22 protein-coding genes are annotated in these 26,074 nt (G+C 66.1%); 9 read left to right on the top strand and 13 right to left on the bottom strand.

The window, feature by feature from the left end; genetic code table 11:
- Positions 1 to 6 precede the first annotated feature (6 nt).
- Entirely contained in the window at positions 7 to 501 is a 495-nt protein-coding gene (locus ASD14_RS14785; protein ID WP_056135604.1) for a hypothetical protein, read from the top strand.
- Between the two features lie 229 nt (positions 502 to 730).
- Here ASD14_RS14785 and ASD14_RS14780 read toward each other — a convergent pair whose 3' ends face one another.
- Together ASD14_RS14780 and ASD14_RS14775 are read right to left on the bottom strand one after the other, a co-directional pair.
- Positions 731 to 1,132: a YchJ family metal-binding protein gene (locus ASD14_RS14780; protein WP_056135601.1), complete on the bottom strand. Its 402-nt coding sequence runs from the start codon at positions 1,130 to 1,132 to the stop codon at positions 731 to 733.
- 29 nt (positions 1,133 to 1,161) lie between these two features.
- Positions 1,162 to 1,647: a hypothetical protein gene (locus ASD14_RS14775; RefSeq protein WP_056135598.1), complete on the bottom strand. Its 486-nt coding sequence runs from the start codon at positions 1,645 to 1,647 to the stop codon at positions 1,162 to 1,164.
- A gap of 202 nt (positions 1,648 to 1,849) precedes the next feature.
- On the opposite strand from ASD14_RS14775, the gene ASD14_RS14770 reads away from it, so the two are divergent.
- Positions 1,850 to 2,554: a UPF0149 family protein gene (locus ASD14_RS14770; protein ID WP_056135596.1), complete on the top strand. Its 705-nt coding sequence runs from the start codon at positions 1,850 to 1,852 to the stop codon at positions 2,552 to 2,554.
- A 227-nt stretch (positions 2,555 to 2,781) separates the two neighbouring features.
- On the opposite strand, the gene ASD14_RS14765 is transcribed toward ASD14_RS14770, so the two are convergent.
- Positions 2,782 to 3,345, bottom strand: coding sequence for an MEDS domain-containing protein (locus ASD14_RS14765; protein ID WP_157475452.1), 564 nt, complete (start codon positions 3,343 to 3,345; stop codon positions 2,782 to 2,784).
- A gap of 75 nt (positions 3,346 to 3,420) precedes the next feature.
- A complete protein-coding gene (locus tag ASD14_RS14760) occupies positions 3,421 to 4,557 on the bottom strand; it encodes a hypothetical protein (protein WP_082539021.1) in 1,137 nt (378 codons plus the stop codon).
- 353 nt (positions 4,558 to 4,910) lie between these two features.
- On the opposite strand from ASD14_RS14760, the gene ASD14_RS14755 reads away from it, so the two are divergent.
- Entirely contained in the window at positions 4,911 to 7,136 is a 2,226-nt protein-coding gene (locus ASD14_RS14755) for an NADP-dependent isocitrate dehydrogenase (protein ID WP_056135880.1), read from the top strand.
- Between the two features lie 218 nt (positions 7,137 to 7,354).
- Here ASD14_RS14755 and ASD14_RS14750 read toward each other — a convergent pair whose 3' ends face one another.
- From ASD14_RS14750 to ASD14_RS14720, 7 genes are all read right to left on the bottom strand, one after another.
- Entirely contained in the window at positions 7,355 to 8,674 is a 1,320-nt protein-coding gene (locus tag ASD14_RS14750) for an aminotransferase class V-fold PLP-dependent enzyme (RefSeq protein WP_056135587.1), read from the bottom strand.
- A gap of 191 nt (positions 8,675 to 8,865) precedes the next feature.
- Positions 8,866 to 11,556, bottom strand: a complete 2,691-nt coding sequence (locus tag ASD14_RS14745; protein WP_056135584.1) for a glycoside hydrolase family 2 protein — start codon at positions 11,554 to 11,556, stop codon at positions 8,866 to 8,868.
- A 68-nt stretch (positions 11,557 to 11,624) separates the two neighbouring features.
- Positions 11,625 to 13,148: a tryptophan halogenase family protein gene (locus ASD14_RS14740; protein ID WP_255355040.1), complete on the bottom strand. Its 1,524-nt coding sequence runs from the start codon at positions 13,146 to 13,148 to the stop codon at positions 11,625 to 11,627.
- A 371-nt stretch (positions 13,149 to 13,519) separates the two neighbouring features.
- The gene (locus tag ASD14_RS14735) at positions 13,520 to 16,627 is read right to left on the bottom strand and encodes a TonB-dependent receptor (protein ID WP_056135581.1); all 3,108 of its coding nucleotides are present in this window, start codon (positions 16,625 to 16,627) and stop codon (positions 13,520 to 13,522) included.
- An 829-nt stretch (positions 16,628 to 17,456) separates the two neighbouring features.
- Positions 17,457 to 18,500 (bottom strand): DUF4344 domain-containing metallopeptidase, encoded by a 1,044-nt coding sequence (locus tag ASD14_RS14730; RefSeq protein WP_056135578.1) that lies wholly within the window; start codon positions 18,498 to 18,500, stop codon positions 17,457 to 17,459.
- Positions 18,501 to 18,660: 160 nt separating this feature from the next.
- Positions 18,661 to 18,888: a hypothetical protein gene (locus ASD14_RS16260; protein WP_056135575.1), complete on the bottom strand. Its 228-nt coding sequence runs from the start codon at positions 18,886 to 18,888 to the stop codon at positions 18,661 to 18,663.
- A gap of 14 nt (positions 18,889 to 18,902) precedes the next feature.
- Entirely contained in the window at positions 18,903 to 19,088 is a 186-nt protein-coding gene (locus ASD14_RS14720) for a hypothetical protein (RefSeq protein ID WP_056135572.1), read from the bottom strand.
- A 110-nt stretch (positions 19,089 to 19,198) separates the two neighbouring features.
- Between ASD14_RS14720 and ASD14_RS14715 the strand changes: the two genes are divergently transcribed.
- The 5 genes from ASD14_RS14715 to ASD14_RS14695 all read left to right on the top strand — a co-directional run bounded on the left by ASD14_RS14715 (position 19,199) and on the right by ASD14_RS14695 (position 23,757).
- The gene (locus ASD14_RS14715) at positions 19,199 to 20,155 is read left to right on the top strand and encodes a LysR substrate-binding domain-containing protein (protein ID WP_056135569.1); all 957 of its coding nucleotides are present in this window, start codon (positions 19,199 to 19,201) and stop codon (positions 20,153 to 20,155) included.
- A 95-nt stretch (positions 20,156 to 20,250) separates the two neighbouring features.
- Positions 20,251 to 21,126, top strand: a complete 876-nt coding sequence (locus ASD14_RS14710) for a class I SAM-dependent methyltransferase (protein ID WP_056135875.1) — start codon at positions 20,251 to 20,253, stop codon at positions 21,124 to 21,126.
- A gap of 224 nt (positions 21,127 to 21,350) precedes the next feature.
- Complete coding sequence (locus ASD14_RS14705) at positions 21,351 to 21,902, top strand: hypothetical protein (protein WP_056135566.1); 552 nt, start codon at positions 21,351 to 21,353, stop codon at positions 21,900 to 21,902.
- Positions 21,903 to 21,964: 62 nt separating this feature from the next.
- Entirely contained in the window at positions 21,965 to 22,498 is a 534-nt protein-coding gene (locus ASD14_RS14700; protein ID WP_056135564.1) for a pseudouridine synthase, read from the top strand.
- 146 nt (positions 22,499 to 22,644) lie between these two features.
- Positions 22,645 to 23,757: a hybrid sensor histidine kinase/response regulator gene (locus ASD14_RS14695; RefSeq protein ID WP_056135561.1), complete on the top strand. Its 1,113-nt coding sequence runs from the start codon at positions 22,645 to 22,647 to the stop codon at positions 23,755 to 23,757.
- A 40-nt stretch (positions 23,758 to 23,797) separates the two neighbouring features.
- Here ASD14_RS14695 and ASD14_RS14690 read toward each other — a convergent pair whose 3' ends face one another.
- The gene (locus tag ASD14_RS14690; protein ID WP_056135558.1) at positions 23,798 to 24,196 is read right to left on the bottom strand and encodes a hypothetical protein; all 399 of its coding nucleotides are present in this window, start codon (positions 24,194 to 24,196) and stop codon (positions 23,798 to 23,800) included.
- Between the two features lie 127 nt (positions 24,197 to 24,323).
- On the opposite strand from ASD14_RS14690, the gene ASD14_RS14685 reads away from it, so the two are divergent.
- Positions 24,324 to 24,992, top strand: a complete 669-nt coding sequence (locus ASD14_RS14685) for a Fe2+-dependent dioxygenase (protein WP_056135556.1) — start codon at positions 24,324 to 24,326, stop codon at positions 24,990 to 24,992.
- Between the two features lie 48 nt (positions 24,993 to 25,040).
- Here ASD14_RS14685 and ASD14_RS14680 read toward each other — a convergent pair whose 3' ends face one another.
- The gene (locus ASD14_RS14680) at positions 25,041 to 26,048 is read right to left on the bottom strand and encodes a sulfotransferase (RefSeq protein WP_056135552.1); all 1,008 of its coding nucleotides are present in this window, start codon (positions 26,046 to 26,048) and stop codon (positions 25,041 to 25,043) included.
- Positions 26,049 to 26,074: the final 26 nt, after the last annotated feature.

Here is a 26,074-nt window from a genome sequence, read left to right as displayed (position 1 = left end):
GCACGCATGAATCGCAATCGCATCCCGTCTGCCCTGCTGGTCGCATTGCTCGGCACCGTCGCCATCGTCGGCTGCAAGAAGAAGGAAGAAGCCGCTCCGGTCGCGACCACGCCGCCGCCGGCCACCACGCCTGCACCGGCCACCCCGGCCCCGGCCGCCACCGCCCAGGTCACCAGCGTCGACCTCGGCAATGCCGTCGGCGCCGACATGAAGGTCGCCACGCCCGCCACCACGTTCGCCAAGAACGACACGATCTATGCCTCGATCGGCACCAGCACCAGCGACCCCGCCGCCAGCGTGCCCGCCAAGCTGGGCGTGAAGTGGACCCACGTCGACAGCAACCAGACCGTCAACGAGGAGACCCGCGACATCAACGCGACCGGCACCGGCAACACCGAATTCCACATCGCCAAGCCCGACGGCTGGCCGACCGGCAAGTACAAGGTCGAAGTCTCGCTCGACGGCAACGTCGTGCAGACGCGCGAGTTCGAGGTCAAGTAACGCCTTTCTGCCTCTCTCCGCCCCGCCGCAAGGCGGGGTTGGGCAAGCCCGGCGCGGCCGCAAGCCGCGCCTTTTTTTGTCCGCAAACCGGCGAAGACGCCGCAGTGCGCTGTGCGCACGTCGAAGGTCGAAGGTCGAAGGTCGAAGGTCGAAGGTCGAAGGTCGAAGGTCGAAGGTCGAAGGATCGTGCACGCAGCGCATGCGTTGCGCGTTGCGCATCCCGAATGCGTCAGCGCGATGGAAACTTACCATCGATGTAGAACCAGCGTCCGTCTTCGCGCACGAAACGGCTCACTTCATGCAGGCGCACTGCAGAAGCACCACCGACCTTGTAGCGGGCGATGAATTCCACCGTGGCGTGATCCGCGTCGTGCTGTTCGTGGCGACGCACATCGAGCCCGAGCCAGCGCGTTGCGCCCGCATCGCCGGGATCGAGTGCCGCCGGGCGCGTCGAGGGGTGCCAGGTTCTGCGGAGGTAATCGGCATCGCCTCGCACGTAGGCGCTGTAGCGCGAACGCATCAATGCCTCGGCAGTTTCCGCGATTGCGTCGCCGCGATGCAGCGGCGCGCAGCACGCGGCGTAGGGGCGGCCCGACTGGCATGGACATGCGATGACCTCGTTTCTGCTCATCGCCGCATTGTCGCGGAATCGGCGATGGCTCAGTCCGCCGCGGAGGTCGTTCTCCGGTAGGTACCACGGAAGCTGGTGGCCCATGTGGTCCCATCGTCGTCCGAGGTTTCCCATTGCTGGATCAGGCTGCCGTCGTCACGCGGCGTCCAGCTGATGCGCTGGCGCTGGATGCCACCATCGTTTTTTGGCAGCTCGCCCGTCATCACCATCGCCTTGCCTTGCAGGCCGCCTTCAAGTCGCAGTACCACTCCGTCGCCGCCGACCCAGAACTGCCGCCAGACGCGGTACTGCGCGTCCCAGGCATTGGTGCTGGTGCCGTGGTTGCCACTGGCGCCGCGCCAATGCTCGACCAGCCAACAGCCGTTCCCGCTTCGTTCGATCCGGTTGCTGCCCAGCAGGCGGTCGCCCTGTGGTCCGCCAAACACCTCCCACTCGCCGATCCAGAAATCGAACTGCCGATGTTCCGGTCCGGCACAGCGCATCAGGGCCGGTGGCTTCGCTGCCTGCGTGGTCATGCCGGTACTCCCCAGCAAGAAGGTGATGGGAAATAGTGCGCTTGCCACATGCATGGAAGGATCCTCGCCATCACACCATCGCCCGATCGTAGTGCGCTGCGCGACAGCCGGCCCCGGCCGCGCGCATCCCGCCAACAATCCCCGTCCGCCCCGCGTCGCGCGCGAACGACTACCCTTGTCACCCCACCCCGCTCCCGACGCCATGAAAGCTCCCAGCTACCTCGACGACCCGCAGATCGAACGCCTCTCCGACCTCCTCGATCAGCGCGCCGTGCCGTTCAAGGGCTTCAACCTCGAGGCGCTGGACGGCTATCTCTCTGCACTCGCCGTGTCGCCCGAAGACGTGCCCGCCAGCGAATGGCAGCCGCCGGTGTGGGGCAAGCCGCCGCGCTGGGCCGACGAAACCGAGCGCGAGGAAGTCGAAGCGCTGCTGCAGGGCCACTGGAACATGGCCAGCCAGCGCGTGCGCTTCGACGACGACGAGTTGCCCGAGCACCTCGCGCCGCTGCTGTGGCTGCCCGAGGAAGCCGAGGCCGAGCATCCGGACGAACTCGACGTCGGCCGCGACTGGGCGTTCGGGTTCTTCCGCGGCGTCGAGCTGCGCGAAGCCGCGTGGGAGCAGTGGCTCGACGAACACGACTGGATCGACGAGATCTTCGCGCGCCTGGACCAGCTCGCCAGCGGTGAAGTGATCGGCGAAGACCCGGAAGCGCCGGGCACCCCGGTCGGCTACCGTGAGCGCCTGGAAATCATCGCGTCGCTCCCCGGCATGCTCGCCGACCTGCACCACCACCGCATCGACGCACTCACGCCGCGCGAGCCGATCCGCAAGGAAGCCACGCCCGATCGCAATGCACCGTGTCCCTGCGGCAGCGGCAAGAAATACAAGAAGTGCCACGGCGCCTGATGCCATCGCAGGAGCGCCCACGGGCGCGACCCGGCGATCATCCGTCGCGGCCATGGGCCGCTCCTACGTAATGCCAGCTGCGATGCGAGACAGCGCCGTTTCCAATGCGCCACGGCCCTGTGCAGCGGCAGGACTCACCGTGACAGCGACGGCGCCGTTCGCATTAGGTCGTTGTAGGAGCGCCCCTGGGCGCGACCAGGCAATCATTCCTCGCGGCACGGGCCGTCCTACGTAAACGCCAGCTGCGAATGCGCCGCGCATACGTGGGCAAAGTCCTCGGTGATCTCGCGCGTGCAATCCTGGCGCGGGTAGGCGCAAAACAGGCTCAATGGATGGCGCCGGAGCAGCAGGTTCCACAACTGCTCGACCTGCAACGTCGCCTCGCGGCGGCCTTCCATCCAGAGAAGCGCGACCATCTCGCCGAAGGCGCGGACCGGTCGTCCGCCGGCCGATGCGCGCGCGAGCACGGCGCCGATCACGGCTTCGAAACGTTGCGCGTCGGGCTCGCCATCGACCATGAAGCGCGCAAGCGTGGCCTCCGCGTCCAGGGCGATGAACGCATCCGCGTCGAGATCATGGCCGCGTTCGCGCAGCGCGCTCGCTACGGCATCGCGATGCTCCGCCGTGGCGAGCATGACGAAGGCCTCGCCCGCCGCCAGTCCTTCGCTGGCGAACTCGACCAGGCCATCGATGAACGCCGATTCGCTCTTGTAGACCTCAAGCAAGTGTTCACGGGGAAACGATGTTCCCCAGAACCGCACGGGTACGGGTTCGCAGGCGGGCGCAGGCATGGCGCGCACCTTGCATTCGCGACAGTGCGCAACGGGTGAAAGCGGGCGGCAGCCAAGGCCGCCTGCGCAAGCTGATCAGGGCGTCACGACCACCGGCTTGTCACTGTCGCCGCTCGGCTTGAGCACGCCGAACACCTTCGCACTACCGGTCGGCAGGCCGCGCCGGTCGGCGGTCGGGTTGTCGCCCGGGCACTTCGCATCGGGAAAGCCGAAGCGCGGTTCCAGCGCGCGCCCGCATTCATCGAGCACCTCGAACGCCTTGCCGGGCGCGAGGCATTCGTTCTCGAACGCACGCAGCCAGGCATCGCGACGGCGGGCAAAGTCCTCGCCGCAGCGGCGAGTCGTGCGGATGCGGTCGAGGTCGTCCTGCACCGCGTTGCTGCCGGAGAGACCAAACTCACGCAGCTCGTCGTCGCTGAGGATGCGCAGGCGGCGATTCGCCACGGTCATCATCAGGTCGGCGATGCGCGCATCCGCACCGTTGCGCACCAGGTAATCACGCACCTGACCGCTCACGTCGCGCAGTTCGGCGCTGAGTTCGGCCCGGGACGTCGCCTTCGACTGGTCGCGGAACAGGCGATGGATGCCGACCTTGCCCGCGATCGAGCGCGTGTCGCCGCCCGCGAGGATCAGCACGCACGAACTGTGGCAGTACGAGTCCTCGCGCACCCACACCGCCCAGCGCTGCTCGGCCATGCTGTCGCCGGCCTGGATGGCTTCCTCGACGTGGCCACCCGACGAACTGATGTCGAGGATGCGCACCGGGATTTCCATGCGATCGGCGATCGCCGACACGCGCTGCATCAGCGCGGTGAAGCCGGGGCCGATCTTGCCTTCGTAGCGCAGTCGCACCACGCCGTGCGGCTGGCACGGGGTCAGTGCGTCGACCACTTCGAAGAAGGTCAGCGATTCCAGCTTCTCGCCGTCGCCGAGCCGCGCATAGTCGTAGTCGCAGCTGATGCGCGCGACGCCGTTGTCGAGTTCGGCGGTCGGCCAGTAGGTGGTCTTGAGGTAATCGGACGGCGCCATCTGGATGATGGGCGGCGCGGCGGTCGAAACCGGTTTCGACGGCCCTTCGCTGCTGACGTCTTCGCCGAGCGTCACTGGCGCCTGTTCAGGCGTTTTCGACTGGCACGCGGCGGCGAGCAGCAGAAGGGAGACAGTTGCGCACCTCAACAGCGCGCTTTTGGAGATCAGCAGGCGTTTCAACATGACATCACCGGAACCGCGGCGCCCACCCTGCGCCACGCACGCAGTACAACGCGGTTGCGCGCTCGGGGCAAGGCATTTGTTCTGCTTTTGTGAAGTTTCTTCGCCATGTCGTTTCGCGAGTTTTAAGGCTCGTGGATGAACACGCATTGACCTCGCGTGTTCACGCATTCGCCGTACTGCCGCTTCACCGATCTGGCCTTTTTGCCGCAGCCTGCCTGAACGGCGACAATGGCGTTCTGTACCCGCCGGTTTCGCCGCCGGGTGTGCGGCCGAAGCGCCGCTTCCTGTTCATAACGAAGAGCCGCCGCCTCATGTCCGACACCCCTGCGAACAGCGCCCCGAAGGAAGTCCCCATGGGGGGCGCCCCGAAGATCCTCTACACCCTCACCGACGAGGCGCCGTTCCTGGCCACCGCGTCGCTGCTGCCGATCGTCGAGGCCTACACGGCGCCTGCGGGCATCGCGGTGGAAACGCGCGACATCTCGCTGGCGGGCCGCATCCTGGCGCAGTTCCCCGACTTCCTTCGCGACGACCAGAAGGTCGCCGACGACCTCGCCGAACTCGGCCAGCTCGCCACGCAGCCCTCCGCCAACATCATCAAGCTGCCCAACATCAGCGCCTCGATGCCGCAGCTGCAGGCCGCGATCCGTGAACTGCAGGCGCAGGGCTATGCGCTGCCGGATTACCCGGAAGATCCGCGCGGCGAACGCGACGCCGAGATCAAGGCACGCTACGACCGCACCAAGGGCAGCGCGGTGAACCCCGTGCTCCGCGAAGGCAACTCCGATCGCCGCGCGCCGCTGTCGGTGAAGAACTACGCACGCAAGCACCCGCACAAGATGGGCGCGTGGAGCGCCGATTCGAAGTCGCACGTCGCGCACATGGCGGCCGGCGATTTCTACGGCAGCGAACAGTCCGCGGTGATCGCGCAGCCGACCGCGCTGAAGATCGAACTGATCGGCAACGACGGCCGCAGCCAGGCATTGAAGACCGGCCTGAAGGTGAAGGCCGGCGAAATCGTCGATGCGTCGGTGATGGACACGCGCGCGCTCGGCGAATTCGTCGATGCGCAAATCGATGATGCGAAGGCGCAGGGCGTGTTGTTCTCGCTGCACCTGAAGGCGACGATGATGAAGGTCTCCGACCCGATCATGTTCGGCGTCGTGGTGAACCGCTTCTATGCCGACGTGCTGAAGAAGCACGCCGCCGCGCTGGAGCAGGTCGGTTTCGACGCCAACAACGGCATCGGCGACCTGTACGCGCGCCTGCCGTCGTTGCCGGCCGACACGCGCGCGCAGATCGAAGCGGACATCGCCGCGGTGTACGCACGGCGCCCGGGCGTGGCAATGGTGAATTCCGACAAGGGCATCACCAACCTGCACGTGCCGTCGGACGTGATCGTCGATGCCTCGATGCCGGCGATGATCCGCGACAGCGGCCGCATGTGGAACGCCGAAGGCAAGCTGCAGGACACCAAGGCAGTGATTCCGGATCGCTGCTATGCCGGTATCTACCAGGTGGTGATCGATGATTGCACAACGAACGGCGCGTTCGATCCGGCGACGATGGGCAGCGTGCCCAACGTGGGCCTGATGGCGCAGAAGGCCGAGGAATACGGCTCGCACGACAAGACCTTCCAGATCGCCGCCGACGGCGTCGTGCGCGTGAGCGACGACGCGGGCAACGTGCTGATGGAACACAAGGTCGCCGCCGGCGACATCTGGCGCATGTGCCAGACCAAGGACGCGCCGCTCCAGGACTGGGTGAAGCTCGCGGTGAACCGTGCGCGCCTGTCGAACACGCCGGCGGTGTTCTGGCTCGATCCGCAGCGCGCGCACGACCGCAACGTGATCGCCAAGGTCGAGCACTACCTCAAGGACCACGACACGTCCGGCCTCGACATCCGGATCCTCTCGCCGGTCGAAGCCATGACGCTGTCCGTCGAGCGCATCCGCAAGGGCCAGGACACGATTTCCGTCACCGGCAACGTGCTGCGCGACTACCTCACCGACCTGTTCCCGATCATGGAGCTGGGCACCAGCGCGAAGATGCTGTCGGTCGTGCCGCTGATGGCCGGCGGCGGCCTGTTCGAAACCGGCGCAGGCGGTTCCGCGCCCAAGCACGTGCAGCAGTTCACCGAGGAGAACTACCTACGCTGGGATTCGCTCGGCGAATTCCTCGCGTTGCAGGCCTCGCTGGAATTCGTCGCCGACACCACCGGCAACGCGCGAGCAAAGGTGCTGGCCGACACGCTCGACGCGGCCAACGCCAGGTTCCTCGACAACGACAAGTCGCCGGGCCGCAAGCTCGGCACGATCGACAATCGCGGCAGCCATTTCTATCTGGCGATGTACTGGGCGCAGGAACTGGCCGCGCAGGACAGGGATGCAGAGCTGAAGGCCAAGTTCACCCCGCTGGCGGAGGCATTGACCGACAACGAAGCGAAGATCGTCGAAGAGCTCATCGCCGTGCAGGGCAAGCCGGTCGAGATCGGCGGTTACTACAAGCCGGACATGGCGAAACTGTCGCAGGCGATGCGTTCGAGCGCGACGTTCAACGCCGCCCTGGCGGCCCTGTAACTCACGCTGCTGGATCCGGAGACACGAAGCCCGGCGAATGCCGGGCTTCGTTCGTGTGGCGCCGGCTTGCACCTGGACCCGCAGGAAGTGGCGGCGAGCCCGACTCCATGAAAGGGGCCGGCGGCAGGCCGCTTCCTCTGCGCCACACCGCGGTCGCCCGTGTCCCGCTACCTGTCGTCGCGCACGTGTCGGCGCAAACCGAGCTGCAAACGTTCCGGTTACGTCGCGATCGCGTTCACCGCGCGCGCCGCGCGTTCGACTTCTTCCGGCGTGTTCACCAGGCTCGGCGCGAGGCGCGCATAGCTCACTGCATACGGACTCGTGCTCGCAATGATGCGTTGCTCGAGCAAGCGCGCGACCACGGCGTCCGGTTTCATGCCGTCGACTTCGAAGGCCACCAATCCCGCGGACAGATCGCCGGACACCGGCGTGTGGATGCGTACTTTCCGGTTGCCGGCCAACCCGGCCTTCAGCTGGTCGTTGAGGACGCGGATACGCGCGGCGACACGGGCGCGGCCCATTTTCTCGTGCATGGCGAACGCGGCGCCCATCGCCCACTGATGCTCGAAGGCATGGAAGCCGCCCGGCATCATGCGCGCGGCATTGGTCGGTGAAGCCGGCTCGCGGCCTTCCGCCCATGCGTTGTAACTCTCGATGTCGCTGAAGTTGGGCACGACCGGCGTGAGACGCGCCCAGTTCTCCGCGTTCGCCCAGATCAAACCGGTCCCACGCGGCGCGAACATCCACTTGTGGCAACCAGCGCAGAAATAGTCGGCGCCCATCGTCGCGATGGTTTCATCGGCGGCGCCGATTCCGTGGACACCATCGACGACCAGCAGCACATCCGGGCGGCGTTCCTTCAACGCACGCGCCATCTCGCGGATCGGCAGGCGGATGCCCGTACTGGAATGCACCCAGGTCAATCCGACCACGCGCGTTTCTGGCCTCAGCGCCTGCAGCAGGCGCCCGGTCAACGCGTCGACGGTTGCGCCGGCCGCGTCCTCGAACAGCGGTATGCGCCGCATCGACGCACCGGCACGACGCGTCGCCAGGCGGATCGATTCGTGGTGCGAATAGTGGTCGTGGGTCGTGGCGAGCACCTCGTCGCCATCCTTGAGCGGCAGGCCGTGATAGACGAGCGCGAGGCTTTCGGTGGTGCTGCGCGTCAGCGCCACTTCCTCGGCTTGCCCGCCGAGGTAGCGCGCGATCGTGGTGCGCACCTGTAGCGGGATGTTGTGCGCGTCGTCTTCGAACATGCCGTGCTCGATAACCCGGAACGGATCGCGGTCCATCGCCCGGCGCCAGGCTTCGATCGCCTCGCGCACGGGCGCGGGGTGGCTGGCGATGAAGAAGCTGGCGAAATGCATCCACGCCGGGTCGAGGCTGAACTGCGCGCGCACCCGGCTCCAGTCGGAGAGGTCTGGCAGCGGAGGCGTTTCCTGCGCAAGCGCGGTGACCAGGCCGCCGGGCAGCAGTGCGGTGGCGCCCAGCGCGGCAGGCACGGCCAGGAACTGGCGACGGGTCAGGCGACTTGGCATGGCGATGCTCCGCTGTGATCACAGACCACAACGCCGGATACGTGGCGTTGCGGTCACCGATCGGCGTGGACGCGATGACCCGTCCGGGTGATTGCCGAATGCGCGCGGCCTGGACGCAATTGAAGGTCCGCTACTCGAAGGCACGGCGATTGCCGCACCTGTTCACATGCCCGGCATCCGTAGCGCGGATGTCACCTTGTGGTTGCGGGCACCACGTCAGCCACGGACTTCAGCACGAGCTTCCTGCGCAGTTCGTCGATGCCCACCCTGGAACCGACGCGCAACGTGACGGTTTCGCCGGGCACCAACGTGAGCGCGTTGTCGGACAGCTCGGCGTCGGCGTCGCCGAAGTCGAGCCACACGGCGCGTGCGATGTTCTGCGTGCTGAGGCCGAGGGCATAGCCATCGCCGTCGCGACGCAGTTCCGTCCGCAGCTGCGGGGTGCGCCAGGTGATTTCCTTCGCCGGCTTGAACCACACGATGTCACGCGTCCCGGGTTCGCCTTCGACGCTGAGATCGAACACCGCGACCGTGGAAGCCGCGTCGGCACCGCCGAGCAGGTCCGCATCGGTGTAACCGGCGACCGTCGTCGAAGACAGCGGCGCGAGCGTCACTCGCTTGCGCTCCTCGCGCAGCACCTTGCCGGCCAGGTCCATCACGCGCAGGCGCAATTCACCCGAGCGCGCCGTGGTGCGGTCGTTGATCAGGCTGACCTGCGTCCTGCCTTCGGCGTTGCGCAGCGCCGCCACCGTCACCGGCGCGAAGAAGCGGCGCGCGTGGAACTGCAACGCCTTCCAGCGACCGAACCAGTCGATGCCCGACCACGACGCGCCGGGCCAGACGTCGTTGAGCTGCCAGTACAGCGAGCCCATCGTGTACGGGCGGCTGGCGCGATGGTGCAGCGCCGCCAGTTCGATACCTTCGGCCTGCGCGGCCTGACTGAGATAGACGAAGTCGGCGAAGTTCTCCGGCGTGCCGAATTCGTAGTCGACGTATTTCATCAGGCGCTCGTTGCCCTTGCCGGCAAGGAACTTCTGGTGCGCCTCGATCACCGGCATCGCGATGCCCTGCTCTTCGCGCGTCGCGAAGTAGTCGATCGTGCGCTGTACCGGCCAGGCCTGCAGTCCGTACTCGGACATGAAGCGTGGCGTGATCTCCAGGTACTTGACCGGCGGATGCGCGGGATTGCCCCACACTTCCCAGTAATGCATGTCGCCAGCTGCGGGCGTGTTGGCGACCTCGGCGAGATCATTACCGGGCGAACTCGCCCAGTACGCGATGCCGCCGCCTTCTTCGGCGACGACCTGGCGCAGGTCGCGGCCGAACAGCTGCACGTAGCCGTTCCACACCTTCTCCGCGAACACCGGATCGGCGGCCTTCAGGTCCTTGCCGTGGCCCCAGTACTTCCACGCGATCTCTTCCTCGTTGTTGCCGCACCACAGGATGAGGCTGGGATGGTCGCGAAGACGGCGTACCTGGTCGCGCGCCTCGGCCACGACATTGGCGCGGAAGGCATCGTCGTACGCCGGCTGCATGCCGCCGCCGAACATGAAGTCCTGCCACACCATCAGGCCGAGTTCGTCGGCGATGTCGAAGAACGTGTCGCTTTCGTAATAACCGCCGCCCCAGCTGCGGACCATGTTCATGTTCGCGTCGACCGCCGACTTCAGCACGCGGCGCAGCTGCGCTTCGCTGACGCGCGGCTGGAACATGTCGAACGGAATCGAATTGGCGCCCTTCGCGAACACCGGAATGCCGTTGACGACGAAGGTGAAGCCCTCGCCCTTGCCGTCCTTCGCGCGGCGCAGTTCGACGCTGCGCAGGCCGGTGCGATCGGAGGCCTTTGCGATCACGTCCTTGCCGTCGAGCACTTCCACCTCGAAGCGGTACAGCGGCTGCGCACCGTAGCCGGCGGGAAACCAGCGCTGCGGCTTGCCGATGTGCAGCGGCATCGAGATCGTGCTGTCGCCGACGGCGAGTTCGATCTTCTGTTTTGTCGCGAGCCTGCGCTTGCCGTCCGGATCGGTCTGCCATAGCCGCAACTCGTAGTTGCCTGGCTTCACCGCATCGATCGCAATGCGCGCGTTCACGTCGGCCTGTGCCTGCGTGACCTTGTCCTGTCGCAACTGCAGGTCGTCGATGCGCAGCGCGTCCCAGCTCTGCAGCTTGACCGGCTTCCACACGCCGGCGGTGACGTAGCGCGGGCCCCAATCCCAGCCGTAGTGATAGCCGGGCTTGCGCACGAAGTTCGCGGTCATCACATCCTTCGGCTCGTCGCCATAGGGCGAGGGATAATTACCGGCGATCCTGTGCGGCATCGCCCGCACCTTCGGCAGCAGCGTCGCGATCGGCGAATGGAACACCACGCGCAGCTCGTTGCCGCTCGCGCGCAGCTTGCCCTGCACCGGCACGCGCCAGGTGCGGAAGAAGTTGTCCGCATCGAGCACCTTCGCGCCGTTGAGGTACACCTCGGCGAGGGTGTCGAGCCCTTCGAACACGAGATCGCTGCGCGCGTCGTCGAGCGTGTCGCGCGGCACCGCGAAGGTGGTGCGGTATTCCCAGTCCGCCAGGCCGATCCACTGCAACCCGGCTTCGGGCGCACCGATGTACGGATTCGGAATCAGCCTGTGGGCGAGCAGGTCGGTGTGCACCGTGCCAGGCACGGTCGCGCTGCGCCACGTCGTGGCTTCCGCATGCGTTTTTGCCTGCGCGTTGCCGGGAACGAGACGGAACTGCCACGCGCCCTCGAGCGCCTGTTCCGTCGGCGGTGTCGCAAGCGCTGCGGTGGCGGCAAAGGCGAGACCCAATCCTGCCAGCGCGCGCAACGGACGAACGCGACGGAGAAGCTGGAACGTGGCGATGATGGAGATGCGCTGGTTCATCTGTATCCCTTGGTCCTGTGCTGTCGCGATGCCAACAGCGTTGCCGGGAGCGGCCGCTTCGTCGCTGATTACAGCGCCGGCGCCTTGCAGTTCTGGTCGATGAAGTCCTGGTGCATCGGCATGGCCTGGACGCACTTGGCAACCATGGCACGCGCGCGATCGACGAATTCGACCAGGTGGTCGTCGGGCATCTCATCGACGATGGGGTGGTAGCCGCGCGGCACGATGCGCTGGCCCAGCATTACCTGCACCCAGCTGGGCAAGGCGAACAGATCGCTGTCGGCGCGGAAGTAACGCCCGTCATGGCGGAACAGCCCGATCGCTTCGCGCAGGCTGTCGGGAACCGCCATGGTGCGGCATTGATCCCAGAACGGCGTGTCGTCGCGCTCGGTAGCGTTGTAATGCAGGATCAGGAAGTCGCGGGCCCGCTCCGCTTCCGCCGTGCATTCGCGGTTGAAGCGGTCGGACAGCAGCGGATCGAAGTTGCGATCGGGGAACAGGCCCAGCAGGCGGTTGAGGGCCGACTGCACCAGATAGAGGCTGGTGGATTCCAGCGGTTCCATGAAGCCGCTGGCCAGGCCCATCGCGATGACGTTCCTGTTCCACACCTTGTTGCGGCGGCCGGTGGTGAAACGCAGTGGACGCGGGTCGGCCAATGCCTTGCCATCGAGATTCGCGAGCAGGGTCGCGGCCGCTTCGTCGTCACTGATGTGCCTGCTCGAATACACGTAGCCGTTGCCGACGCGATGCTGCAACGGAATGCGCCATTGCCAGCCCGATGCGAGCGCCGTCGAACGCGTGTACGGCGTCGGCGGGCCGACGACTTCGCACGGCACCGCCATCGCGCGATCGCAGGGCAACCACTGCGTCCAGTCGACGTAGCCGGTCTTGAGCGTCTGTTCGATCAGCAGGCCGCGGAAACCGGAGCAGTCGATGAACAGTTCGCCTTCGATACGCTCGCCGCCTTCCATCACGACCGCTTCGATGAAGCCGTCCTCGCCACGCTGGATCACGTCGACGATCTTGCCTTCGGTGCGCGTCACGCCGCGCTTCTCCGACAGCGTGCGCAGGAACCGGGCGTACAGCGAAGCGTCGAAGTGATAGGCGTACGCAAGGTTGGCCAGCGGCGAGTCCGCGGGCACGTTGGCCGGGCTCACCATGAACCTGCCCAGCGGCGCCGCCGCGGTATGCAGCGAATACGCGCCGATGTCCGGTGCTCGACCGGCGAGGAACAGCTTCAGCCAGAACTGGTGGAACGGCAGCGGGCCGATGCCTTGCGAAATCGTGCCGAAGCCGTGGATGTAACTGTCGCCGATGCGGCCCCAGTCGTTGAACTGGATGCCCAGCTTGAACGTGCCTTGGGTATGGGTGACGAAATCGGCTTCCTTGATGCCCAGCATCTTGGTGTTGAAGTACTGCATGAAGGGGATGCTGGCTTCACCGACGCCGACGATGCCGATTTCCTCGGATTCGATCAGCCGGATCGACGTGCCCTTGCCGAGGTACGTCGCCAATGCGGCCGCGGCCATCCAGCCGGCACTGCCACCGCCAACGACCACCACTTTCCGGATTCGATTGTCGTTGCTTGTCACTGCGGGTTTCCCTTCTGGCGCGGGCTGCCGCCCTGCGGCAACGATAGCGGTCTACGGCCGTGACACGCCGGAATGCGGGACCCGAATCGCGTCGGATGCAAGGACGTATCAGGGAGAGGATGCGTCCGTTTGGCGAACGATTCGATTCGCCGGGCGCGGCACAGGAGGTGGGCAGCATCGTGGCTGCCGTGGTAACAGCGCTCGAACTGCACCGGCCATGACGGATCGAATCGAACGACATGCGTTCCCGCACAACTACGGCTGTCTGCGTTGCCATCAGCATCGACGGCCAATAAGGAATCGGCAGTTGCGCTTGGCCCGCAACTGCCGATCGGAGGTGCCCCTCGCCATCGTGCACGAGAGGCGGGGGGTCAGAACTTGTAGGTCAGGCCCAGGTACATGATGCGGCCGGAATAGTTGTTGCTGAACAGACGTGCGTTGGTGTCGCTGCCCAGATGCACGCGCTGCTCTTCCTTGGTCAGGTTCAGCACCGAACCGGTCACGGTGAACTGGTCGGTGATGTTGTAGGACGCATTGAGGTCGAGCTGGGCATACGGTTCGGAGTAGATGGTGTGGCCGTTGTGCAGGCCGCCGACGACTTCGCCGCGACGGTTGTACGACGCGCGCGCCAGGAACTTCGGTGTTTCATAGAACACGGTGAAGTTCGCCTGGTTCTTGGCGCTGCCGACCAGCGGCGACTCGGCGATCTGCTCGCCATCCAGTTCGACGGCGGCCAGGTTGGTGTCGTTGTAGGTGTAGTTCGCCTGGAAGCCGAGGCCGAAGTCGAACGTGTGCTGTACGTACGCTTCGACACCCTGCGAGACGCCGTCGCGTCCGTTCGCGGAGGTGCTGTAGTTCTGTACAAGCACCGTCTCGCTGCCGATGGTGACGTTGGTGTCCTGGCTCAGCGGCACGACGAAGTTCTTGACGTCCTTGCGGAACAGCCCCAGGCCCAGCACCGAGCCCCGATGGAAGTACCACTCGGCGCCTATGTCGTACTGGGTCGCCTCGTACGGATCCAGGTCCTTGTTGCTGCCGTTGCCGAACCAGCCCAGGCTGCCGCCGCCGGCCACCGCACGATCATTGCTGTATTCCTGGCTGTAGAAACTGAGCGAGCCGGGATAGGCGACGTCGGTGTAGGCCGAGCGCGCGATGACCTTGGACGCGGCACCGCGCAGCACGATGTCGTCGGTCAGGTCGAACGCGATGTTGAAGCTGGGCAGCACGTCGGTGTACGACTTGTCGAGCGTGTTGAGTTCGAACGTCTTGCTCTTGGCCAGCGAGTCGGGCAATCGCAGGAAGCCGCTGTCGCAGGTGTAACCCTGCGGCGGTCCGCCCGCCGGGCACTGCGCCGGATTGCCGTTCGCGTCGTCCACGAAGTAGTCCGTGAAGCGCTCCACCGAGTCGGTCGATTCGGCGTGCTGCTTGGAGGTGACCACACGGACACCGAGATTGCCGCGCAGGCGGTCGGTGCGGAAGTTGGCCTGGAAGTAGCCGCCCGTGGTTTCCTCGTCGACGTTGTAGATGAAGTCGGGCTCGCGGCGGTTCTGCATGCCGCCGTAGCGGTCGTTCAGATAGGCGATGTAGGCCGGGAAGTCGATGCCCGGGAAGACATTGGCATTGAAGCCGCCCGCAAGGTCGGCGATCGGCTTGGACAGGAAGAAGCCCGGCTGGGCGACGCCCGCCGTCGTATCGCAGCCGGCCTGGTAGCGCTGGCTGTAGTCCTTCGGATCCGCGCCCTGGCACACCCAGTACGTGTTGCCGGTGTTGCGGTGGACGCTGCTGTCGGTGAACTTGACGCCGAATTGCAGCGAGTCGAGCCAGCCGCTTTCGAACAGCTTCGTGCCGTCGATCTGGAAGCGGTCCTGCGAGATCTTGGTTTCCTTCCACGACGAATCCGTCGAGCCGGTGTCGATCTCGGCGATGCCGGCCATGATCTTGTCCTGCAGGTCCGGCGAGAACGTCATCGTCGGCGTGCCGGTCAGGTCCCAGGAACTGAAGGTGTTGCCGGGCTCCCATACACCGTTGACGTTGCGGCGCGGCTTGGCCGACATCCGGAAGTTCATCGTCGGCCCGCCTTCAGACCAGGTCCTGCCGCCTTTCACCGCAAAGAAGAGCAGGTCGCTGGCCTTCCATTCCGCGCCGATGTCGAAGGTCTGCGACAGCGCGCTTTCGCGGCTGTAGCCGCCAGTGAGCTGCGGCGTCGGCACGGTGCAGTCGTCGGAACCCCAGCCACCGCCGGGCCGGCCCATGGCCGCAGCCTGGTCCTCGTTGCAGGGATACACCTTGCCCGCGAGCAGTCCGTATTCCGCGCCGGTCACGATGGTGCCGCTCGGGTCCATCGTGAAACCGTTGAGCAACCTGCCATACGGCCAGTTGCCGTCGCCCGCGACACGCGCCAGGTTCCATTCCGGAATCTTGAGCATGTTGAGCGTGTAGTCGCCCTGCAGGTCGAAGCGGAAGTAGTCCGCTGTCAGGGTCAGCTCATCGGTCGGCTTGAACTGCAGGGTGACCTGCGAGCCGGTGCGCTGGCGCTCTTCCTCGCGCACGGCGAAGTTGACCGAGGTCGGCAGGAAGAAGCCGGAATAGTGGCCGCCATTCTGGTCGTAGATGCCCGACTGTCCCCAGAACTGCGAGGCATTGCCCAGCGCGTTGCCGTTGACGTCGACGGGTGCGTCCGTCCGCACGCCGGAGTTGTTCCAGGGGTAGTCCGCGACGATCTCGCCGTTGGCGTCGTAGCGATCGGTGTACCACTGCCAGTCCTCGGTGCTGACTTCCATGCTGCGGTTGGTGCGCTTCTGCTTGGTCGCGCCCACCAGGAAGCCGAAACGCTCGTCCTTGCTATGCCACGAATACATGGCCGACAGCTGCGGATCGGTGGTCTTGCTCGTATCCGAATAAGTGCCTTCGAGCGAGACGAAGCCCGAGTTGGATTCCAGATCCAGCGGGCGGCGCGTATGCAGGATCACCGTGCCGCCGATGCCGCCTTCGTCGATGCGCGCTTCCGGCGTCTTGAACAGTTCCGCCTGGGACAGCATGTTCGCCGGCAGCAGCGTGTAGTTGAACGAGCGGCTGGCTTCGTCGTTGGTCTCCGACGACGCGATGTAATTGCCATTCAACTGGGTGAGGGTCAGGCCCGGCGCGAGGCCACGCACGCTGACGCTCTTGCCTTCGCCGCCGCTACGCGTGATGACCACGCCCGGCACGCGCTGCAATGCGTCGGCCACGTTCTTGTCGGGGAACTTGCTGACGTCTTCCGCGGTGATGACTTCGACGATCGCGTTGGCGTTGCGCTTCTGGTCGAGGCTCTTCTCGATCGAGTAGCGATAGCCGGTGACGGTCACCGTGTCGAGGTCGGTGGCGGTCGGGTCCTTGTTCGCCTCGGGTGCGGAGGGCTGCTCCTGGGCCATTGCGCCGGGTGCGTACAGCACCGCGAGCAGCGCGGTCACCAACACCTTCTGTCGTGCTGCGTCTTTCATCGAAACCACTCCGAGAGGGAAGTAGGAAAGCCGGCGTGGGGCACCGATCCGCCGATCAATTTAGATCGATCTAAAGACACTGGACCATAAACCACGATGATTGTCTTGCCGCGGTGCAGCAGTGAGCGCTAACCATCCCTCACTGAAGCGAGGGCGCTGCGCTGGAGAAAAGCTCACGCACGGCCTGGTCCGCAACAAACCACAGAGTTACGACAACGCCTGTTTTTGTGTGCTTTCGTGAAGCCGCTACCCCTTTACGCAGCGCTTGGCGGGGTCGCACTCTCGGCGGCGACATCGGCTACAGGGGATTTGTCGGAGGTCCGGAGCAGCAGAAGGATCGGCATGCGGCATGCGCAATCGTTTGGTTGCAGCGCCACCTTCTCCCCGGCCCACAACTTTTGGATCGGTCTTATGGCGGATTTATATCGATCCAAAGTATTGGCCGGCAGGAATCGCAGCGATGATGGTGTGCGCCGCGCAGCGAAGCCGGACGCGATTAGGTGATGCATCACCGCTGTCCGCCGCTGTAGAACGGCCCGCCGCCATCGATGGCGGACCCGGCGGATGCAGGAACGCAGACAACAGCGCAAGCGTGACCACCCACGCGATCACCGCACGCACCGCGCGCTACGTGCGGCTCAAACATCACCACGCCGGCGCAGGACGGCGACCCGGCCGCACGCATCTACGAGCTCGAGATGTACACACAGGGATCGCATGTTCGACGTACGAAGATGCGGCGGGGATTCCTCGCCGCATTTTTTTGCAACCGGCTGTCTTCTACGCGAGGCATCGGGGCAGCACGCATACCGGCGATGCGCGGAACTACTCACCTCACGTACGGCACTTCCGCATTGCGGTTGCGTTCGCGCTCGCGCTGTTCGAACAGGCGGTTGGCCTTCTCTTCGGTCATCTCGTACTTAGGCGCCACGTGCGGGAGCAGCAGGCGCAGCCACGACTTGCTGACGCGGCGCGCCTCGGCCGGACAGGTTTTCGCGCGCGCCTCGGGCAGGTCGCCTTCGGTGACGATGCCGACGTAACGCGCGGGATTGCTGCCGTAGATCAGGCACTGCAGGTTGAAGTAGCGCTGCTCGCCCAGTGCGTGTTCGTCGGCGTAGGCGTCGAGGTTGTACTGGCCGGTGCTGCGGACCAGGAACCAGTTCGACGCCATGCGCAGGTTGTCGCTGACCTGGCGCGAGGATTCGTTCATGCCGGCGAAGCGCTGCATCAGCGTGGTCGCGAGCTGGTCGACCGCGTCTTCCTCGCGCCCGGTGATCGGCATTTCCAACAGATCGATCAGCGCGTGCCCGGTTTCGTGCAGCAGGATGAAGCGCAGGTTGGCTTCGAGATAGCGTTGCGCATAAGCGTCGCCCTTGTCGGCGACGTCCTGGTCGGTGGCGAGTTGCCGGCCGCGATCGAGCAGCACTTTCATCGTTTCGTAGCACATCACCACTTCGCCGCGTTCGGGCGAATAGAACGCGTTCGGTTCGCGGCACTCGGCCATCACGAACCGGATCGGCTTCGGCAGCATCAGCAGGCCATCGATGGCCTGGATCTCGGGCAGGTGGTGCAGCAGGTCGCCGTCATGGGCGAGCCTGTAGAACGGCTCGAGCCCGGGATCGTGCGGCTTCACGTACTCGTAGGTGAAGTGCGTGCCGTCCGGCTTGCTTTCGGCATTCGCGACCTTCTTCAGCACCACGGGCTTGAGCGCGGCGAGCTCGTCGGCCATCGCCTTCTCCGCATCCGCGCGGCCTTCCGCGCGCGCCGCGGCGAGCGCCTTTTCGTGGCGCTTCACCGACAGCAGCGAATACAGGAAGGCGCCGCTCACCAGGCCCAGCGCCACCGACAGGAAGATGATCAGTCTGAGCTTCATGTGCTCCCCGGCACGGCACGCGCGGGAACGTGCGCGGCGATGCGGGGATCGTAACGGGCGGCAGGTTCGCGCGGAACCGGCGCGACGCCGCGGCTTCGACCAGTGACCGGGTCGAGGACGGCGCAGATGCCGGACCGTCCGGACCCGCGCCGTACTGCGGTCAGCAGCAGCCGCCGGCGGCATCCACGTGCTTGCCGAGGCTCGGGGCCTCCTGGGCAGGCGCATTGCGCCGCGTGCCGAAGCGTCGCTGCCCGGCGGCGCCATTGCCGAGCGTGCCGGCGAATTCATTGGCAGCGGTAGCCGCGCCGTAACGCGGCGCCTCGATCAGCACCGGTGATGCCGGCGCGTCGTTTTCGATGAGATAGAGCAGGCCCTTGAACACGTTCATGGTCGTTTCCTCGATCAGTACTGGCCGGCGCCGGTGAACCACCGGTTGGCGGGCGCGGTGTCGCGTGCGGCGACGGGTTCGTTGTTGTTTGCGGATGTGGAATCGCGCGGCTCGCGTTCGCTGCCGCCGGCGAGTTCGCGGGCCAGGGAGGTATCCGCCACGGCCCCGTCCAGGAACAGCAATCCGGTCCAGATGTTCATTCCCTACTCCCGGCCGTAACGGCCTTGTTTTGAAGAGAACTGCAATCTAGGCTCTTGATGCACGTTGAAAAAGCGACGATTCTGCAAGCCAGCGTTGAAGGAGATTCAACATGAGCCGGCCTCCGTTGCATGCCCTGCAGGGCTTCGTGGCCGCCGCCCGCGCCGGCAACCTGTCGCGCGCGGCCGAGTCGCTGCACCTCACCGTGAGCGCGCTGAGCCACCAGATCCGGGGGCTGGAGGAGCGTCTCGGCCAGCGTCTGTTCGTGCGCGTTGCGCGCGGGGTCGAACTCACCGCCGACGGGCAATGCCTGTTCGATCGCGTGTCGCCGCACTTCGATGCGATCGAGCAGGCGCTGCAGCCGTATCGCGCGCGACGCGACGACGTCCTGACGATCACGCTGATGCCGTCGTTCGCGACGAGCTGGCTGGTGCCGCGGCTACCGCGTTTCCTGGCCGCGCATCCGCAGATCGAAATCAACCTGCAGTCGACGGTGAACAAGGTCGACTTCGAGCGGCAGACCGACATCGATGCGGGCCTGCGCTATGGCCCGGGCGACTGGCGGGGACTGCGCGCAGTGCACCTGCTGGACGACTACGTCGCGCCGACGATGAGCCCGGAACTGCTCGAACGCCTGGGCACGCCGACGCTGGAAACACTCGGCGAATTCCCGCTGCTGGGTGCGCCGGGGGGACGCTGGAGCGACTGGTTCCAGCAGTTCGGCGGGACGCCGCCGAAGCGTTACGTCGCCACCTTCGACGACTCCGAGACACTGCATCGCGCTGCCGTGGAAGGCCTGGGCATCGCGCTCGGCCGACTGACGCTGATGCGGCCGATGGTCGAAGCCGGACGGCTGGTGACCTTGTTCGAGCAACGGCTGAAGGCGGAGTTCGCGCATTACCTGGTGTTCCCCGAGCGCTCCGAGCGTCATCGCGGCCTGCACGCATTCCGCGACTGGCTGCTGGAGGAAGCGCAGGCCTATGCCGCATCGGACGAATGCGTGCGGGCGCGTGCGGCAAGCGCGCCATCGCCTGCCTCACGGAGCGGCCGCAAACGCGCGTCGACATAGGCCGGACTCGCTGCGGACAACCGATGCGATGGTCGCCTTCGCGGCTTTGGCGTTAGGCTGCGCACCCATCCCCGTTCATCCGCATGGAGCTCCGCATGAAACGCCTGATGCTTGCTGCACTGATTACGACCGCGCTGGCCGCGTGCAACACGACGACCACCGATAGCGCGTCGGCTTCCGCGCCGGCAGCCTCTGCTGCTGCTGCGGCGACTGCTACGACTGCGCAGGCCGGCAGTTTCGATGCGGTGCTCGCCGGCGCGTGGCGCGATCCGAAGAACGTCGCGCGCGACCCGTACCGCCATCCGCGCGAGACCCTGACGTTCTTCGGCGTGGCGCCGGACGAAACGCTGATCGAGATCACCCCCGGCGGCGGCTGGTATGCGGAAGTCCTCGCGCCGTACCTGCGCGACAACGGCCACTACGTCGCGGCGGTGTGGGATGACGCGATCCCGAACCAGCCCGGCTACCGCTATCGGCTCAACAACGAGTTGCGCGCGAAGTTCGCGGGCAATGCTTCGGTATATGGCACGCCCGACGTGCGCGTGTTCGATCCGAAGGCGCCGGTGTTCGGGCCCGCGGCGTCCGCCGACTCCGTGCTCACCTTCCGCAATGCGCACAACTGGGTCGCCGACGGCAACGCGGACACTTATTTCAAGGCGTTCTTCGACGTGCTCAAGCCGGGCGGTACCCTCGGCGTGGTCGATCACCGGGCGAAGCCGGGCACCGACCTGGAGACGATGAAGAAGTCCGGCTACCTCACCGAGGAGCTGGTGATCGGCTACGCGACGAAGGCTGGCTTCGTGCTCGAGGAGAAGAGCGAGGTCAATGCCAACCCGAAGGACACCACCGACCATCCCAACGGCGTGTGGACGCTGCCCCCGAGCAACGACCACGAGGCGGCGGACGATGCGAAGTACAAGGCGATTGGCGAGAGCGACCGGATGACGCTGCGTTTTCGCAAGCCTGCCTGAGGTGATTTTCGACGCCACCCCGGCGGCGATGCCGCAGGCCTTCGCCATGACGCGCGGCGCTGGAAGACGAGACCGCGGTCGTAGCATATGGCGTGTGCACGAACCGCGAGACGCGTGCGCATAGCGCGCGCTATGGATGCGTAGTCAGAAGCCGGGCCAGTGCCCGGCTTCTTTTTGCCTGCTCATCACGACTCGCACGCTGCGACGCCAACACAATCCGCGCCATGGCCGACCTGGATTCCCTGCGCCTCGAGGTCGCGCGCGTCACCCGGCGCGGCATCGGCATGACTGCCGCGGCCTGCCTTTACTGGCTCGGCCTTGCGCTGGTCACCGCCTTCGCAGGCCTGCAACCGCCGGTGTTGGCGGCGTTCTTCGTGATCGCGACGGCGATCGTGTATCCGCTGGGTTGGCTGCTCGATCGTGCCTGCGGCGGCGATCTGTTCGCGCGCGGGCACCCCTTGTCGGGACTGGTCGCGATGTTGGCGGCCACCGAGGCACTGGGCTTCCCGATGATGGCGCTGCTGTTCCGCGACGAACCCACGCTGCTGGCTTTCGCACTCGCGGCGATGCTCGGCGCGCATTTCGTTCCGTTCGGCTGGCTGTACCGGTCGCCGGCGTACTACGCACTGGGCATCGGCACGGTGGTGTTGTCGGCCGCAGTGCAATGGTTGCTGCCGAAGCCGGCGCCGCTGCTGATTCCGGTAGCGATGACGCTCTGCTACGCACTGGCCCTCGTTGCCGTCTGGCGTGAAGTGCGCGCGGAAACCCGCGCGTAGCGCGTCAAACCCCAACGGCAGTGCGCAGGCAAGCCCGCTGGATCGTTCCGTACACTCGCGCCATGCTCATTGCCTTCAACAAGCCCTACGGCGTGCTCTGCCAGTTCACCGACAACAGCAGTCCGCCACGCCGCACGCTCGCCGGATTCGGCCTGCCGCCGGACGTCTACGCGGCGGGCCGCCTCGACTTCGACAGCGAAGGCCTGTTGTTGCTCACCGATGACGGCACGCTCGCGCACAAGCTGACCGATCCACGCCACAAGCAGCCCAAAACCTACTGGGTGCAGGTCGAAGGCGAGCCTTCCGACGAGCAGCTCGCGGCACTTCGCACCGGCATCGAACTCAACGACGGCCGCACGCTGCCCGCGCACGCGCGTCGCATGGAAGCGCCGGCGCTGTGGCCACGCGATCCCCCGGTGCGTTTCCGCAAGACGGTAGCGGACGCCTGGCTCGAACTCACGATCCGCGAAGGCCGCAACCGGCAGGTACGACGCATGACTGCAGCGGTGGGCCTGCCCACGTTGCGACTGGTGCGGAAGTCGATCGGTCCGTACCAGCTGGATGGGCTGGGGCCCGGCGCCTGGCATCACGCATAGCTACGCGCTGCGCTCACGCGTGCTTCACGCAGCTGAGTCAGGATTCTGACTTGTTCAGATACATGGCTGGGCCGCCATCGACGCTTGCGTCGTTCTGATACTTTGGCGGACCTACCCCTGAAGGAGTAGCGCGGTTCCCGCTGCCGATGAACTACATCTCACCCAATGGAAGGATCCTGGTGGTCGACGACCAGCCGGTGAACCTGCGCGTGGTCAGCAGCCTGCTGACCCGGCAAGGCTATGAGGTGGTGCTTGCCCACAATGGCGATGAGGCGCTCGCCCGTTATCGCGAAGCGGCACCCGATCTGGTCCTGCTCGACATGATCATGCCGGGAATGGATGGCTTCGATGTGATCAAGGCCCTGCAGTCGATGGCGTCGCCAGTCGCGCCGGTGGTGTTCGTCACCGCGGCGCAGGATCGCGACATGCTGCTGCGCGCGTTCGATGCGGGCGTGGTGGATTACGTCACCAAGCCCTTCCTCCCCGAAGAACTGCTTGCGCGCGTCAACGCGCATGTCGGCCTCAAGCTCGCGCGCGACCGCCTCGAACGCGTGGCGCGCGAACGGGAGGAACTCGTCAACCTGGTCGCGCACGACCTGAAGAATCCGCTCACCAGCGTGCAGTTCGCCAGCGACCTGCTGCTGCGCGACAGCTGCCGTCCGGAGCGCGTGCCGCACTACCTCTCGGTCATCCACGAAAGCGCGCAGGACGCGCTGGGCTACATCCGCGAATACCTGGAAACCAGCAACGGTGCCGGCGTGCGTCGCGCCGATGCGCAGGCGAGCCTCAACGACACGCTCGACTGGCTGCTGCGCCGCTACGGCATGCAGCTGGAAGCGCGCGGGATAGAAGTGGTCACCGTGCGTTCGTCGCATGATGCGCGCGTTGCGATCGACGAACGCGTGCTGCGACAGGTGTCCGAGAACCTCGTGTCCAATGCACTGAAGTACGCGCCCGAGAGCGAACTCACGCTGGCGGTGCGCGCCGGTGCGCCGGGCTACTGGCAGCTGGTTGTCGCCGACCGCGGGCCCGGCATTCCCGAGGACCAGCAGCGCCAGCTGTTCCGTCCGTTCACCCGCCTGCAGGACAACGTCGACAGCCTGTCCCACGGCCTGGGCCTGGCGCTGGCGAAGCAGATCATCGTCAAGGCCGGCGGCCACCTCTGGTACGAATCGCGCGAAGGCGGCGGCGCGCAGTTCGTGATCGAACTGCCTGAAGCAATCAACAGCCCTGCCGAAATGTCGGCCGCCACCCGCTAGAGCGCGCCGCCGTCGCGCGCCATGAGGCGCCGTGATCGGATCAGGTTTCCGCGGACCGCTGCGAACGCGATCCGCTGCGGCTGCCACCGCTGCGCGAACTGCGGCTACGCCGCGAACCATCGCCGCTGGCACGCTTCGCCTCCACGCGGCGCGCGCTGCCTTCAATCGTTTCGCCCTGCTTGCCGTTGCCGTGCTCGGCACGTTTGGCGCGCCGATGTGCCGCATACCAGAGCAGGCCCGCACCGGCGACCGCCGCCGCGATCACCGCCGGATTGCGTCGCACGAATGTTGCCGCCACGCGCGCGCCGCTCTTGACCACGCCCAGCTTCGCCCCGGCATCCAGCAACTGGCCCGCTCGCGGCAGCGCGTGGCGCATGTTGTCGCCGACGGAGCTCGCCAGTTCCAATGCGCGTTCGGAAATCGATTCGATCCTGCCCATGGCTGTCCTCGAACGTTCGGGAAAACTGCTGGCAGTGTCCACCGCAATTCGTTGAGTCGGTGTGAGCAGTTGCCCAAGGCCGGTTGAATGCCGATCATCGCGCCATCGCCTACGAGCCTCGCTGCCCATGATCCGACTCCTGCCCCAAGTGCTCAACGCCGCGGAGCTGCAGACCGTGCGCGAACTGCTGCCGCAGGTGAACTTCGGCGATGGCCGCATCACCAACCAGGCTTCGGCGGTGAAACGCAACCTGCAGGCACCGCAGGAAGATCCGGTGAATGCCCGCATCGCCCAACTCGCGCGCGACGCATTGATACGGCACCCCGACGTGCGCACGTACGCCGTCCCGCGCACGCTCGCCCGGGCCACGGTCGTCCGCTACGAACCCGGCATGACCTACGGGTGGCACGTGGACGAGGCGCTGTTTCCCTCGACGCCGCCGATGCGCAGCGACCTGTCGTGCACGGTCTTCCTCAACTCCCCGCGCGATTACGACGGAGGCGAGCTGGTGATCCAGCTCGGCGCCCAGGAACTCGCGTACAAGCTCGAAGCCGGCGACGCGATCCTCTATCCCTCGACCACGATCCACCAGGTCGCGCCCGTCACGCGCGGCGTGCGCCTGGCCGCGATCACCTGGATGCACAGCTGGATCGCCGACAGCGGCCAGCGCGAACTGCTGGTGCAACTGGACGAAGCCCGCGCGATCGCCGCGCGGGGCGTCGCGCCCGATCCCCGCCTGCAGGTGCTGCTGGAATCGCTGAAGACGAATCTGTTCCGGATGTGGGCGGATACCTGATCTGACCGTATAGACGGAGCCGGTGCACCGGCATGTTTGCGGGCGTCCTCAGCCGAGGTCGGCCGCGAGCTGCGGGTGGCGCTGCAGGAAGGCCTCGTGCCACTGCTCCGCATGGGCGATGTCCGCACCGTGTCGTTGCATCGCCAGCATGAGGTCGTGCGCGCGGTCTTCGCGGCCATAGCCATGAGACTGCGCCTTGGAGTAGCGATCCCACGCGGGCGAACGCATCGCGTCGACAATGCCACCGGGCGCAAGGCCGTAATGCGCGGCGATGCGCTCAAGCGTGGATTCGGGTTCGGCAAGCAGCTGTTCGAAATCGATGCGCAACACGCGCTCGCCGTATGCTCGCGCGAGAGCGGCGAAGCGGAGGCGTTCGGCGACCCAGCCCATCGCGCACTGCTGCGGGACCGACAGCGCGTGCAGAAACAGGTCCTCGTCGCCGCAGCGCGCGCGCAGGTCGCGCAGGCGATCAATGGCACCGGCCGTCGCGTCGCGGCTCGAATCGGGCGATTTCAACAACGTCGCAAGATAGGAGCGCAGCGGCATGTCGAGCAGGATCGCGCGCGTTTCCGGATGACCGCGCAGCAGTGGTTCGGCGAGCACGTTGCAGCTGCTGGTCGCCTTGATGACGACGCGCCCGCCATCGGCAACGGGACGCGACAACGCGGACCACAAGGCATCGAGGCAGTGCTCGGTGTCGCGTGCCGACAATCGCGATTCCGGTTGCGTGCGTTGTGGCCACGCCTCCGCCAGCGTGCGCAGTGGGAGCGGCTCGCGCAACGCCTGCACACGCGGCCACGATTCGAGCAGCCGGCTGAGCAGGGTCGAGCCGCAATGGCCGATATGGAAGATCGCATCGGCGTGCGCTGCTTCGATCGAAAACGACAACAGCTGGTCCAGCGGAATCCATCCGCCATCGGCCTGCGGCGATAAGGCGCGGTCGTCGAGGAATGCGGCTTCGCGACGCTGCGCCGCATCGAAGCGGACCAGCAGCGCGCGACGCCCCACGAGATCAAGCTTGAAAGGCAGGTAGGCGGGATCGTCCAGCGGCGTCATGAGGGCAGTGTACGGGGCACCCTGTC

Source organism: Lysobacter sp. Root494, from assembly GCF_001427225.1.
In the GTDB taxonomy this organism is placed as follows: domain Bacteria; phylum Pseudomonadota; class Gammaproteobacteria; order Xanthomonadales; family Xanthomonadaceae; genus Agrilutibacter.
This window is presented reverse-complemented; position numbering and strand designations above follow the sequence as displayed.

What these genes read in the sequence shown, in the direction of transcription:
- ASD14_RS14785 (WP_056135604.1), top strand. Translation starts at nt 7, where the DNA reads ATGAATCGCAATCGCATCCCGTCTGCCCTGCTGGTCGCATTGCTCGGC.
- ASD14_RS14780 (WP_056135601.1), bottom strand. Translation starts at nt 1,132, where the DNA reads ATGAGCAGAAACGAGGTCATCGCATGTCCATGCCAGTCGGGCCGCCCC.
- ASD14_RS14775 (WP_056135598.1), bottom strand. Translation starts at nt 1,647, where the DNA reads ATGACCACGCAGGCAGCGAAGCCACCGGCCCTGATGCGCTGTGCCGGA.
- ASD14_RS14770 (WP_056135596.1), top strand. Translation starts at nt 1,850, where the DNA reads ATGAAAGCTCCCAGCTACCTCGACGACCCGCAGATCGAACGCCTCTCC.
- ASD14_RS14765 (WP_157475452.1), bottom strand. Translation starts at nt 3,345, where the DNA reads ATGCCTGCGCCCGCCTGCGAACCCGTACCCGTGCGGTTCTGGGGAACA.
- ASD14_RS14760 (WP_082539021.1), bottom strand. Translation starts at nt 4,557, where the DNA reads ATGTTGAAACGCCTGCTGATCTCCAAAAGCGCGCTGTTGAGGTGCGCA.
- ASD14_RS14755 (WP_056135880.1), top strand. Translation starts at nt 4,911, where the DNA reads ATGGGGGGCGCCCCGAAGATCCTCTACACCCTCACCGACGAGGCGCCG.
- ASD14_RS14750 (WP_056135587.1), bottom strand. Translation starts at nt 8,674, where the DNA reads ATGCCAAGTCGCCTGACCCGTCGCCAGTTCCTGGCCGTGCCTGCCGCG.
- ASD14_RS14745 (WP_056135584.1), bottom strand. Translation starts at nt 11,556, where the DNA reads ATGAACCAGCGCATCTCCATCATCGCCACGTTCCAGCTTCTCCGTCGC.
- ASD14_RS14735 (WP_056135581.1), bottom strand. Translation starts at nt 16,627, where the DNA reads ATGAAAGACGCAGCACGACAGAAGGTGTTGGTGACCGCGCTGCTCGCG.
- ASD14_RS14730 (WP_056135578.1), bottom strand. Translation starts at nt 18,500, where the DNA reads ATGAAGCTCAGACTGATCATCTTCCTGTCGGTGGCGCTGGGCCTGGTG.
- ASD14_RS16260 (WP_056135575.1), bottom strand. Translation starts at nt 18,888, where the DNA reads ATGAACGTGTTCAAGGGCCTGCTCTATCTCATCGAAAACGACGCGCCG.
- ASD14_RS14720 (WP_056135572.1), bottom strand. Translation starts at nt 19,088, where the DNA reads ATGAACATCTGGACCGGATTGCTGTTCCTGGACGGGGCCGTGGCGGAT.
- ASD14_RS14715 (WP_056135569.1), top strand. Translation starts at nt 19,199, where the DNA reads ATGAGCCGGCCTCCGTTGCATGCCCTGCAGGGCTTCGTGGCCGCCGCC.
- ASD14_RS14710 (WP_056135875.1), top strand. Translation starts at nt 20,251, where the DNA reads ATGAAACGCCTGATGCTTGCTGCACTGATTACGACCGCGCTGGCCGCG.
- ASD14_RS14705 (WP_056135566.1), top strand. Translation starts at nt 21,351, where the DNA reads ATGGCCGACCTGGATTCCCTGCGCCTCGAGGTCGCGCGCGTCACCCGG.
- ASD14_RS14700 (WP_056135564.1), top strand. Translation starts at nt 21,965, where the DNA reads ATGCTCATTGCCTTCAACAAGCCCTACGGCGTGCTCTGCCAGTTCACC.
- ASD14_RS14695 (WP_056135561.1), top strand. Translation starts at nt 22,645, where the DNA reads ATGAACTACATCTCACCCAATGGAAGGATCCTGGTGGTCGACGACCAG.
- ASD14_RS14690 (WP_056135558.1), bottom strand. Translation starts at nt 24,196, where the DNA reads ATGGGCAGGATCGAATCGATTTCCGAACGCGCATTGGAACTGGCGAGC.
- ASD14_RS14685 (WP_056135556.1), top strand. Translation starts at nt 24,324, where the DNA reads ATGATCCGACTCCTGCCCCAAGTGCTCAACGCCGCGGAGCTGCAGACC.
- ASD14_RS14680 (WP_056135552.1), bottom strand. Translation starts at nt 26,048, where the DNA reads ATGACGCCGCTGGACGATCCCGCCTACCTGCCTTTCAAGCTTGATCTC.